At 43.6% G+C, this 10745-nt stretch carries 12 protein-coding genes and 1 rRNA gene (1 of these 13 cut by a window edge); 2 read left to right on the top strand and 11 right to left on the bottom strand.

Annotated elements, in window-relative coordinates; translation table 11 throughout:
* Positions 1–579, bottom strand: a 16S ribosomal RNA gene (locus AC0VZ9_RS00945); it reaches 971 nt to the left of the window's first position.
* A 265-nt stretch (positions 580–844) separates the two neighbouring features.
* The gene (locus AC0VZ9_RS00940; protein WP_019382796.1) at positions 845–1075 is read right to left on the bottom strand and encodes a hypothetical protein; all 231 of its coding nucleotides are present in this window, start codon (positions 1073–1075) and stop codon (positions 845–847) included.
* Positions 1076–1219: 144 nt separating this feature from the next.
* Between AC0VZ9_RS00940 and pdaB the strand changes: the two genes are divergently transcribed.
* Positions 1220–1972: a polysaccharide deacetylase family sporulation protein PdaB gene (gene pdaB, locus AC0VZ9_RS00935; RefSeq protein WP_009336623.1), complete on the top strand. Its 753-nt coding sequence runs from the start codon at positions 1220–1222 to the stop codon at positions 1970–1972.
* Between the two features lie 111 nt (positions 1973–2083).
* Here pdaB and AC0VZ9_RS00930 read toward each other — a convergent pair whose 3' ends face one another.
* Positions 2084–2716, bottom strand: a complete 633-nt coding sequence (locus tag AC0VZ9_RS00930; RefSeq protein WP_019382795.1) for a KinB-signaling pathway activation protein — start codon at positions 2714–2716, stop codon at positions 2084–2086.
* 147 nt (positions 2717–2863) lie between these two features.
* Between AC0VZ9_RS00930 and gerD the strand changes: the two genes are divergently transcribed.
* Complete coding sequence (gene gerD / locus AC0VZ9_RS00925) at positions 2864–3505, top strand: spore germination lipoprotein GerD (RefSeq protein WP_217027636.1); 642 nt, start codon at positions 2864–2866, stop codon at positions 3503–3505.
* 50 nt (positions 3506–3555) lie between these two features.
* Here the strand turns inward: gerD and AC0VZ9_RS00920 are convergent, their stop codons facing one another.
* From AC0VZ9_RS00920 to rplM, 8 genes are all read right to left on the bottom strand, one after another.
* Entirely contained in the window at positions 3556–4614 is a 1059-nt protein-coding gene (locus AC0VZ9_RS00920; protein WP_071157941.1) for an Mrp/NBP35 family ATP-binding protein, read from the bottom strand.
* Between the two features lie 138 nt (positions 4615–4752).
* Positions 4753–5475: an N-acetylmuramoyl-L-alanine amidase CwlD gene (cwlD, locus tag AC0VZ9_RS00915; RefSeq protein ID WP_071157975.1), complete on the bottom strand. Its 723-nt coding sequence runs from the start codon at positions 5473–5475 to the stop codon at positions 4753–4755.
* A gap of 100 nt (positions 5476–5575) precedes the next feature.
* Positions 5576–6019 carry a YbaK family protein gene (locus AC0VZ9_RS00910; RefSeq protein WP_071157943.1) on the bottom strand — a complete coding sequence of 148 codons (444 nt, stop codon included), beginning with the start codon at positions 6017–6019 and terminating at the stop codon, positions 5576–5578.
* A 227-nt stretch (positions 6020–6246) separates the two neighbouring features.
* The gene (locus AC0VZ9_RS00905; RefSeq protein WP_019382789.1) at positions 6247–7515 is read right to left on the bottom strand and encodes a glutamate-5-semialdehyde dehydrogenase; all 1269 of its coding nucleotides are present in this window, start codon (positions 7513–7515) and stop codon (positions 6247–6249) included.
* 18 nt (positions 7516–7533) lie between these two features.
* On the bottom strand, positions 7534–8652 hold the full coding sequence (gene proB / locus AC0VZ9_RS00900) for a glutamate 5-kinase (RefSeq protein WP_009336616.1): 1119 nt from the start codon (positions 8650–8652) through the stop codon (positions 7534–7536).
* A gap of 36 nt (positions 8653–8688) precedes the next feature.
* Complete coding sequence (gene proC, locus AC0VZ9_RS00895) at positions 8689–9531, bottom strand: pyrroline-5-carboxylate reductase (protein WP_019382788.1); 843 nt, start codon at positions 9529–9531, stop codon at positions 8689–8691.
* A 361-nt stretch (positions 9532–9892) separates the two neighbouring features.
* Complete coding sequence (gene rpsI / locus AC0VZ9_RS00890) at positions 9893–10285, bottom strand: 30S ribosomal protein S9 (protein ID WP_009336614.1); 393 nt, start codon at positions 10283–10285, stop codon at positions 9893–9895.
* 20 nt (positions 10286–10305) lie between these two features.
* Positions 10306–10743: a 50S ribosomal protein L13 gene (gene rplM / locus AC0VZ9_RS00885; protein ID WP_009336613.1), complete on the bottom strand. Its 438-nt coding sequence runs from the start codon at positions 10741–10743 to the stop codon at positions 10306–10308.
* Between the last annotated feature and the right edge of the window lie 2 nt (positions 10744–10745).

Here is a 10745-nt window from a genome sequence, read left to right as displayed (position 1 = left end):
TTACGCCCAATAATTCCGGACAACGCTTGCCACCTACGTATTACCGCGGCTGCTGGCACGTAGTTAGCCGTGGCTTTCTGGTTAGGTACCGTCAAGGTACCGGCAGTTACTCCGGTACTTGTTCTTCCCTAACAACAGAGTTTTACGATCCGAAAACCTTCATCACTCACGCGGCGTTGCTCCGTCAGACTTTCGTCCATTGCGGAAGATTCCCTACTGCTGCCTCCCGTAGGAGTCTGGGCCGTGTCTCAGTCCCAGTGTGGCCGATCACCCTCTCAGGTCGGCTACGCATCGTTGCCTTGGTGAGCCGTTACCTCACCAACTAGCTAATGCGCCGCGGGCCCATCTGTAAGTGATAGCCGAAACCATCTTTCAGCTTTCCCTCATGTGAGGAAAAGAATTATCCGGTATTAGCCCCGGTTTCCCGGAGTTATCCCAGTCTTACAGGCAGGTTGCCCACGTGTTACTCACCCGTCCGCCGCTGACTTCAGGGAGCAAGCTCCCATCTGTCCGCTCGACTTGCATGTATTAGGCACGCCGCCAGCGTTCGTCCTGAGCCAGGATCAAACTCTCCATATAAGAGTTGATTAAGCTCATAAATTGTCTTTTCAAAAAAGACTAAAGAATTAACGTTGACGTTTTTGTTCGTTCAGTTTTCAAAGATCAATCCGCCGCTCAGAAGCGACTTTCTTAATATATCACGTGTCAGCATCGACGTCAACAACTTTTTTTAAGTTGTTTTTTATTGGTGCTTTCCGTCATCAGCGACGTTTATTAATATACCAAGATACCAATAACAAGTCAACAGCTTTTTATATTTTTTTAATAAGAAAAGAAATATCTATTATCCCTTATTTTCCCGATGCTGTCTTGAACGCATGTATTTAAGGCAGTCTGCTGGCGTTGCCATACGCTGAAATAAAGAAAATAAGATTTTATATCGTTCTTCCATAGCTCTTTTGACAATATGGTCGATCCTGTCATCTTTTAAATCGAATAATATTTCGTCCATTTCCCGCTTAATGAGGTACTCGATTTCTTTCAGCTCTTTTTGGTTTAATAGCATTCCAATCATTTTGATTGCCTCCATTGTATTATTCAATTTGTTTTCTGTAGTATTTTTCCATTTAGGATTTATTATGAGTGAATTTTTTATACATGGAAGAGACAAGTTCAGCATAGGTATGGATTAGGAAGGTATCGGACGAGGTGAATTGTTATGAACTTTTTTTATGTATTGAATGGTAAGTCTTTAAAACAAGTTTCGCTGGTTGTCATTGCAGCATTTTTCACAGCTTGGTTCCTCTATATGCAGAGCATTGTCCATTTGCCTGCTTTTTCAGCCAAAGACGGGCCTAAAGCGATATACAAAGGGGAAAAGGATTTAGCCCTCACCTTTAATATTGGATGGGGGGATGTAAAAGCAGAACCCATACTGGATATTCTCAAAGAAGAGAATGTTAAAGCGGCGACCTTTTTTCTGGCTGGTTCCTGGGCCGAACGACATCCGGATTTAGTTTCAAGAATCGTCAAAGAAGGTTACGAAATTGGGATTCTGGGCTATGGCTATGAAGATTATACAGAGCTAGAAGAAGACAAGATCAGAAGAGACCTCGCAAAAGCACAGGAAGCATTTAGAAAGCTGAATATTAAAGACATTAAGCTTGTGCGCGCCCCAACTGGACATTTTGACCAGAAAACGTTAAAGGTCGCTGAAAGAATGGGCTACACTGTTGTCCATTGGAGTGTTGATTCAAAGGATTGGACCAATCCGGGTGCAGAGAGGATTGCAGAAAATGTATCAAAAGCTAAAAAAGGAGACATTGTACTTCTGCATGCGTCCGATTCTGCAAAACAAACAGCCAAAGCCCTTCCGCTCATTTTAAATGATGTAAAAGCCAAGGGACTCAAATTCGTTTCCGTTTCTGAAATGATTGCTAATGCTGAGACGAAGACAAGTGAAATAAAATAGATAAGCGAAGCGCCTTGCCCACCCCCGATAAGCACAAGACGAGAGGGCAGGATGCTTGCGCCAGACAGTTATCGACATTCAAAATTCTATACTTAAAACAAAAGCCATCCATTATTTGGATGGCTTTTGAGCTAGATTGCTTCTTTGTTTTTGAGAATCCTCATTTAATTTATGAAGGATAAGCAGCTGGTAGGTGTTGCAGACTAGTAATGGGAACAGCATTAAATATAGCCAGCTTTCCTCATTTACCCTTAAGACCGGCACCCACTCAATGGCGGTTACAACCACCATAAAAAATACTGCAGGAATAAATGCATGCTGATTGGTCTGCTTTGCTTTAATTGCAGCAACCACAAGTGCGACTATAAGAAGAAAAGCCGCTACGCCAATATACGGAAGCATGCTGTCTCCCCCTCCCGCAAAAGCCTTATAGCGGAAGTAAACCAAGTCAAACAAAGCAAATAAAATCAGGACAATCTGAATAGGATTCCACAATCCTTTAAAAATCCCCAACCCGAAGCGGTGTACCGTCAAATATGCAAAGAAGCCCATTTGGCTAATGATGCTGAAGATTAATCCTACACCTATAAGCCAGAAGAATACCGACAGAATCTCAAGGAAATCGAAGTCAGTAAAAATAGGCGCAAATTCATCCCAGCGCACAATAAATCCGACAACTCCAGTAGTTAATCCTCCAACTAAAAGAGTTGATATAAAAAGCTTTACCCAATTACGGCTAGTCAATTTATTTTTCCCCCATAATAAATAAATTCATTCTTTATGATTGTACCAACCAAAGTTTGAAAAATCTAGGCATTGTATTTCCAGCGCATAATATTTGCTGAATTTCTTCATTCTAAAGGTAAGGACACCTCTGAAAGGAGCTTCATCATGATAAAAAAATTCCGTTTGCTCCTTCCATTAGCGCTAGTGTTTTTCATATCAGGCTGCGGCCAAGGTGAAACGGGCAACGGCCAAATGGATTATGAGCAGACTAAAAAAATGGTTGTAGATATATTAAAGACCGATGAAGGAAAAAAGGCGCTCGAAGAATTGATGGCTGATGAAAAAATGCAGCAAAAGATGGTCATGGACCAAAAGGTAGTAGCCGATACCATTGAAAAAACCTTAACCTCTGATAAAGGTACAGAGTTTTGGAAGAAGTCCTTTGATGATCCAAAGTTTGCCGAAAGCATGGCAAAAAGTATGCAGAAAGAAAATGAACAGCTATTAAAAGATCTAATGAAAGACCCTGAATATCGGGGAATGATGATAGAAGTACTTAAAGATCCCGAACTCGAAAAAGAAGTTACGGATGTCCTTAAAAGCAAGGAATATCGGGAGCATATACAGAAAGTAATGACCGAGACATTTGAAAGCCCGCTTTTTAAAGCAAAAATTCAGGACATCCTTCTGAAAGCAGCAGAGGAAACGAAAAGCGGTCAGCAAGGCGGTGAAGAAAGCGGCGGTGAAGGCGGCGGCCAGGGTGCAGACCAAGGCGGCGGCGGTGGCGGCCAGGGAGGCGGAGCATAACTCCACCTTTAAAAAGAAAACCTCTTCCAATTCGGAAGAGGTTTCTTTCATTACTTGCTTTCAATTGATTGGATAACTTTGCGGGCGATATCTGTATAAATCTGTCCGAGCTTATGTTCTTCATCATAAATGGACGGTGCGAAGTCTTCTTCATTCCAATCAGGCTGCTGAAGAGGCAGCTGGCCCAGCACTTCTGTCCGCAGTTCCTCAGCAAGCTTTTCACCGCCGCCTTGACCAAATACGTGCTCTCTTTCACCAGTCAATTGGCTCTCGAAATAGGCCATGTTCTCAATAACACCCAGGATTTCATGCTCAGTACGAAGTGCCATAGCACCCGCCCTCGCAGCGACAAACGCAGCTGTAGGATGCGGAGTTGTCACAACGATTTCCTTGCAGGAAGGGAGCATTGTGTGCACATCCAGGGCCACATCTCCTGTTCCCGGCGGCAAATCAAGAAGAAGGTAATCCAATTCGCCCCATTCTACTTCATTGAAGAAGCTGTTCAGCATTTTGCCAAGCATTGGGCCTCTCCAGATAATTGGTGCATTATCTTCTACAAAGAATCCCATTGAAATCACCTTTACTCCAAAGCGCTCAACCGGCAGAATCCTTTCTCCTCTGACTACGGGGCGCTTTGTAATGCCCATCATATCCGGTACGCTGAATCCATAAATATCGGCATCGATCAGACCGACCTTTTTTCCTAAACGGGCCAGGGATACTGCCAGGTTTACAGATACGGTGGATTTGCCGACTCCGCCTTTTCCGCTGGCAATCGCAATAAACTCAGTTTTATTTCCAGAAGAAAGCAGGCCTTTGTCTTCTTCAGCCGCTGCCTCTCTATATTGTGAAAGCACTTCATCCGGAAGCTCGCTGAAGCGTATGCCAACGGTTTCCGCTCCTGCCTCTTTTAGAAGATTGACGATTTGAGTCTGAAGCTGAAGCTGTTCAGCTGTACCTGTCTTGGCAATTTGAATCTTGACGCTGACATGGTTCTTTTCTTCCTTGATTTTAATTTCTTCAATGGCGTTAAGTTCGCCCAATGTTCTATGTATAAATGGTTCCTTTAAGCCGTTTAAAGCTTCTTTGACTTTCTGTTCAGTTAACATACATTGCACCCGCCTTCTGAATTCGTTTCCAATTTAGTATAACATATTGAATATTCTATACTGTTAATTCTATCACACCAGGGATACATTCACTATTTCCCTGCATCTAAAAAGAAAAGGCACTTTTTAAGCGCCTTTTCATTCCCATGTTTCGGTCAGTTCTTTTTCATTGGTATAGTAGCGCATGATTCCATTGTAAATGGAGGCAGCAATTTTATCCTGATATTCATCAGTTTTCAGATTGGCCCGTTCCCCCGGATTTGATAAGAACCCAACTTCTACTAGGACACCTGGCTTTTTGGCGTATTTTAAAATAAAAACATTGTTTAAAGGCTTCGAATTCCGCTTGGTATTCTCCAGGTTGCGGCGGAGTTCGTCCTGTATGAACTTTGCCGCTTTGGCATTTTCCTTAATCGCCGGTGCATAGAATGTCTGCGCTCCGCTCCATCTGGGGGAAGGAATTGAATTTAAATGAATGCTGACATAAAAATCAGAATTAGAAGTATTGATCATTTCAAGCCGTTTCTTCAGGTCTTCTACTTTCCTCCGGCTGTAACCCCTGGTTCCCTCTGGTGCAAGGTCTCTGTCTTCCTCCCTCGTCATCAGCACAAGCGCTCCCTGCTCCTGAAGGTAATCCCTTACTTTTAATGATACATCCAATGCGATATCCTTCTCGAGTGCACCTTCATCGCCTGCCCCGCCATCCGGACCGCCATGGCCGGGATCAAGCAAGATAATCTTTCCTGTTAAAGGAAGATTCCACGATTCCCAGGAATCATCATCCGTAAAGTCATATTGCAAAATTAGAAAAAGGACGATAAGCCCGATCGCAAACCCGCCTATTTTTAATTTTTTCTTCATATGTCCCAATCAGTCCCCCCTGCTTATCCTCATTTCAATATATGGGACAAGATGGAGATCTAGAACTTTGATCAGGACACCCCTTTTTACATTGTACTTTTCAGTGGAGACGCAATTTATGCCTTCTCTCCCCTTTATTGAATCCTTCCGACCACCAGCTGCTTACATATTGCTCACACATATAATAAAGGGATTCGCTCATTACCGCTTCCGAACCATGACCCCAATAAAGGAAAAAGTTATATAGTGTGTCCACTAAATGCTTATACTCTTTTTCACATCTATGGCGGACCTGATCCAGCGATTCGCCATAGAGCCCAAAACGGCTGTAGTTGGCCCCCAGCAAATAGGCTTCAATCGCAACATCAAAGCATGCCTCCTCAATTCCGGCATTCATCATCAGACCGGAGACAAATCTGGAAGAACCAAAAAATTGCTGTACCTTCTCTTTTAAAGCTTTTATCGAAATTTCCCGAAGGACGGATTTTTCATATTTGATCTGCTTTTCTCTTTTTTTCTCTTTAAACGTTGTTATGACAGTCACTGCTTTCTCACCCCTTGAGGATAGTCTTTATCTGCAGAGGGAGAGAAATGCAAAAAGCAACCGCGAATCGGCTGCCAATTTTTTATCAGAAAAGCGAAAGGAGCCCGCTTAAAGGAACCCCTATTAAAATCGCCTCTTCCTATAGTCAGACAAGTATCTAATACAGGAATAAATTCTTATTTTTTACGCAAAGCACCAGCCGGAGCTGATGCTTTTAAATACGCTTTTTATCGGATCTGTCCATTTCCGGACATGAGATATTTTCGGGTTGTTAATGCCGGCAGTCCCATTGGGCCTCTCGCATGGAGCTTCTGTGTGGATATGCCGATTTCAGCACCGAAGCCAAGAGCCCCTCCATCCGTGAATCTGGTCGAGGCATTATGGTACAATGCTGCAGCATCTGTCAGCTGCATGAATCTTTTGGCTGTTTCACCATTTTCCGTAATGATCGCCTCAGAATGCTTTGTTCCATATCGGTCAATATGATCAATGGCCTGTTCAAGGCTATCAACGGTTTTTACCGCCAAATCCAGGCTTAAATATTCATTTGCCCAATCGCTCTCGCCCGCTGGCACAACATTAGGCAAAGCTTTTGCCGCAGCCTTATCTCCATGTACTGTTATACCGTGCTTTTTCAGAGCTTCTGCAAGCAAATCTTTATGCTGGTTAAGCCATGCTTCATGTACAATCAGCGTTTCTGCTGCGTTGCAGACAGCCGGACGGTCTGTTTTGGCATTAACCAGGATATTGATTGCTTTTTCAGGATTCGCTTCCTTATCTACATAGATATGGCAGTTTCCCACCCCTGTTTCAAGAACAGGCACTGTTGCATTCTCAACCACTGCCTTAATAAGGGATGCGCCGCCTCTTGGAATTAAGACATCAATATGCTCTTTCATTGTAAACAGCTGCATTGCCGCTTCTCTGTCTGCTGTGGCAATAAATTGAACAGCCTCTTTAGGTATTTTCGTTTTTTCAAGAGCACCATGAATGATCTCCACTATAGCCTGATTCGAATTAAGGGCTGATGATCCGCCTTTTAGGACAATGGCATTTCCTGACTTTAAAGCCAGACCTGCTGCATCTGCTGTTACATTGGGTCTTGCTTCATAAATCATGCCGATGACACCCAGCGGAACCCGGACCTCTTCAACCTTCAGCCCATTATCCAAAGTCCATCCAGACATGACGTCTCCAACCGGATCGGGAAGTTCAGCTACCTGGCGAAGGCCAGCTGCAAATTCAAAAACCCGCTCTTTAGTCAATGACAGCCGGTCCATATATGCCTCTTCAAATCCATTTTCCTTGCCGTTTTTTAAATCGGCCATATTGGCTGCAAGAATTGATTCATATCCAGTCTCCAAATCATCTGCAACTGTATGGAGTGCTTCGTTCTTTTCTTCCGTTGTTAAAATACTTAATGTTTTGGCAGCCTTCCTGGCTTTTTTCGCCTGTTCTTCTACATTATTTGTCTTTACTGCTGATGCAGTAGTCATTGAATCCCTCCTATTAGTTTAAACAAGTGCCGGCAGCTTAAAGTCGCGGGAACATACAAACGTTTCTTGAGCAATGGCCGGTTCCAGCTCTTCATCTGCTGTATGGTCATTTAACTGTTCGTTTGAATAATTAATGCGGCCGAGGCCGATTTCTTTTCCCTCTTCATCCAGAATGCGGACAACTGCGCCATTTTTAAATCGCCCTTTTACTTCCTGAATATCAGAGAGATAAAGGTTTTCCTGATGATCCACAATCGCCTCTATCCCATGAGAGCTGATGGTCACCTTGCCTTCAGGGCCTGAGTGAAATGCAATCCACTGTTTCTGGTTATCCAGATTGAATGCATCCGGTTCCGGCTTGAAGTAGGTTCCTTTCGCCCTGCCTTCCACAGCTTCCATTAAGATATTTTCCGTACCTGCTTTTCCTAAAAAAGAATCAATTCCCGCAGCCATGGCAATTTTCACTGCCTGGATTTTTGACTTCATGCCGCCTGTTCCTACAGCACTTCCAGATCCTCCTGCAGCAGCTTCAATTTCAGGTGTAATGCTGTGAACCCTCTCCAGAAGACTTGCACCAGGATTGTCATTGGGGTTGCAGTCATAGAGGCCGTCAACGTCTGATAAAATAATCAATAAATCAGCATCGATCAGACCTGCCACTTTTGCCGCCAGGGTATCATTGTCCCCGAATCGCAAACGGTCGACTGTAACCGTGTCATTTTCATTTATAATCGGGATGATTCCGCGCTCCAGCAGCACATTCATGGTGTTATGCATGTTGCCATAACGCTTTTCATCGGAGAAATCGCTTCTGGTAATTAAGATTTGTGAAGCGACATACCCGTGAGATAAAAAGAGTTCTGAGTAAGATTCCATTAATAAGCCCTGGCCAATTGAAGCAGCAGCCTGTTTTTCCGGAAGGGAAGAAGGACGGTTAAGGCAGCCGAGCTTCCGGTAGCCTGCAGCTACAGCACCTGATGACACGACAGCTGTTTCATAGCCAGCATCCTTCAGCTCGACAATTTGCTCTGCAAATTTTTCAAGCTTTCTGCGGCTGATCTCCCCATGCATGCTTGTTAGTGAGCTGCTTCCGATCTTAATAACAACTCTTTTTATCTGCTTTTCTTTACTCAACATCCAATACCTCCTGTGAACTTATAAATCCCATTTCCCTTAGGAAGTGACAAGGGCGCCTTCCAATTCTTCGCTGATCTCCTTTGAACGTTTGGCGGCATGCTCCACTGCCTGTGTGATAGCTTCTCCTCCATTGTATCTCCTTAAAGCTTCGAGCCCTGAAGCAGTTGTGCCATTTGGCGAGGTCACTTTCTCTCTAAGAGAAGTTGGAGCTTCATCCTTTTCAAGCACCATCTTAGCTGCTCCAAAAATCGTCTGGGCGACAATTTTTCGTACAGTCTCTTCATCCATGCCTTTTTGCACCCCTACCCGCTCCATATTTTCCATCAGATAATAGAAGTAAGCAGGACCGCTTCCGGCTAATCCCGTAAAAACATCCATCTGGTCTTCATCAATGATATACACTTCCCCCATGCATTCCAGCAATTCCTTAACCAATTCTACATTGGCCATGCTGGTATTCTTGCCTGCCACGACAGCCGTCGCAGATTCCTGAATCATGCTCGAAGTATTTGGCATCACACGCACAACCTGCTGTCCCGGATTTAAATGGTCTTCCATGAACTCAGTTGTAATGCCTGCCAAAACAGAAAGAATTACCTGGCCGGGATTTAATTTATCTTTAATCGAACGCAGAGCTTCCTCTGCACCTTTTGGTTTCATGGCTAAAATGAATAAATCAATCTCCTCAAATGGAAGCTCGCTTTGGGGCATCGCACTCACACCGTACTTATCATGAATCTCTTCCAGTCTGTCTGCATTGCTCCTATTCGTTACAAATACTCGATCGGGTGATATTTCCCCAGCTGTCATCACTCCCGAGATCATTGATTCAGCCATTGACCCTGCTCCTAAAAAAGCAATTGTTTTATTGGCTAACATGGACATCCTCCTTTAAATGAACAAACTGTTCGTATAACCGTTCGTATTTTATCAACGTTATCTATCGTAACATGCTTAAATACATATTCAAGGGTATTAGGGAAAGACGGGAGGATATGGGCGAGATAGTGAATGAAAACGCTAACATATGCTGCCTAAGATTCGCTGAGGCTCCCTCAGCGTGAATAATCCCCTCTCAGGCCCATATTTGCAAAAATATATTTTCCCATTTCTTAAAAGTGCACAAACACAAAGCCTGGCCAACTGGCTGAGCTGTGCCGAATAAAAAAGCTGCAAATAAATAAAATAAGAAATAAAAAAACTCCCAGCCAAAATGGCTGAGAGCTTTGATAAGCAAATATTAACGCTTTGAGAACTGAGGAGCACGACGAGCACCTTTAAGACCGTATTTCTTACGCTCTTTCATACGTGCGTCACGAGTTAATAGTCCTGCGCGCTTTAATGTTGGACGGAATTCTGGATCTGCTTGAAGCAATGCACGAGCGATGCCGTGGCGGATTGCGCCAGCTTGACCAGTGTATCCACCGCCGTTTACATTTACAAGAATGTCGTAGCTGTTAACAGTTTCAGTAGCTACAAGCGGCTGTTTTACAACTTCACGTAAAGCTGCAAAAGGAATGTAATCTGTGATTTCACGACCATTGATGATGATTTTACCGTCGCCTGGAACTAAACGAACACGTGCAACGGAGCTCTTACGACGACCAGTACCAATATATTGAACCTGTGCCAAGTTAATAACCTCCCTAAAAATTATCCACGAAGTTCGTAAACTTCAGGTTGTTGTGCTTGGTGCTTATGTTCGCTACCAGCATATACGTGTAATTTCTTGAACATTTGACGACCAAGAGAGTTCTTTGGAAGCATGCCTTTGATTGCAAGCTCAAGCATTCTCTCAGGGTAGTTTGTACGCATTTCAAGAGCAGTTCTTGTTTTTAGACCGCCTGGGTGCATGCTGTGACGATAGTAGATCTTGTCAGTAAGCTTTTTCCCAGTAAGTTCGATTTTTGAAGCATTGATAAGAATTACATGATCACCAGTATCAACATGTGGTGTATAAGTTGGTTTATGTTTACCACGTAGAATTGATGCAACTTCACTAGCAAGACGACCAAGAGTTTTGCCTTCAGCATCAATCACGTACCATTTACGTTCGATATTGTTTGAATTCGCCATAAACGTTGTACGCATCA

Source organism: Cytobacillus sp. QJM3NY_8 (genome assembly GCF_056173585.1).
The sequence above is the reverse complement of the archived record's forward strand: the minus strand, read 5'-3'. Positions and strand labels throughout refer to the sequence as shown.

Bases quoted from the DNA above. Each gene is read 5' to 3' on its own strand.
- AC0VZ9_RS00940 (WP_019382796.1), bottom strand. From the start codon at position 1,075: ATGATTGGAATGCTATTAAACCAAAAAGAGCTGAAAGAAATCGAGTAC.
- pdaB (WP_009336623.1), top strand. From the start codon at position 1,220: ATGAACTTTTTTTATGTATTGAATGGTAAGTCTTTAAAACAAGTTTCG.
- gerD (WP_217027636.1), top strand. From the start codon at position 2,864: ATGATAAAAAAATTCCGTTTGCTCCTTCCATTAGCGCTAGTGTTTTTC.
- AC0VZ9_RS00920 (WP_071157941.1), bottom strand. From the start codon at position 4,614: ATGTTAACTGAACAGAAAGTCAAAGAAGCTTTAAACGGCTTAAAGGAA.
- cwlD (WP_071157975.1), bottom strand. From the start codon at position 5,475: ATGAAGAAAAAATTAAAAATAGGCGGGTTTGCGATCGGGCTTATCGTC.
- AC0VZ9_RS00905 (WP_019382789.1), bottom strand. From the start codon at position 7,515: ATGACTACTGCATCAGCAGTAAAGACAAATAATGTAGAAGAACAGGCG.
- proB (WP_009336616.1), bottom strand. From the start codon at position 8,652: ATGTTGAGTAAAGAAAAGCAGATAAAAAGAGTTGTTATTAAGATCGGA.
- proC (WP_019382788.1), bottom strand. From the start codon at position 9,531: ATGTTAGCCAATAAAACAATTGCTTTTTTAGGAGCAGGGTCAATGGCT.
- rplM (WP_009336613.1), bottom strand. From the start codon at position 10,743: ATGCGTACAACGTTTATGGCGAATTCAAACAATATCGAACGTAAATGG.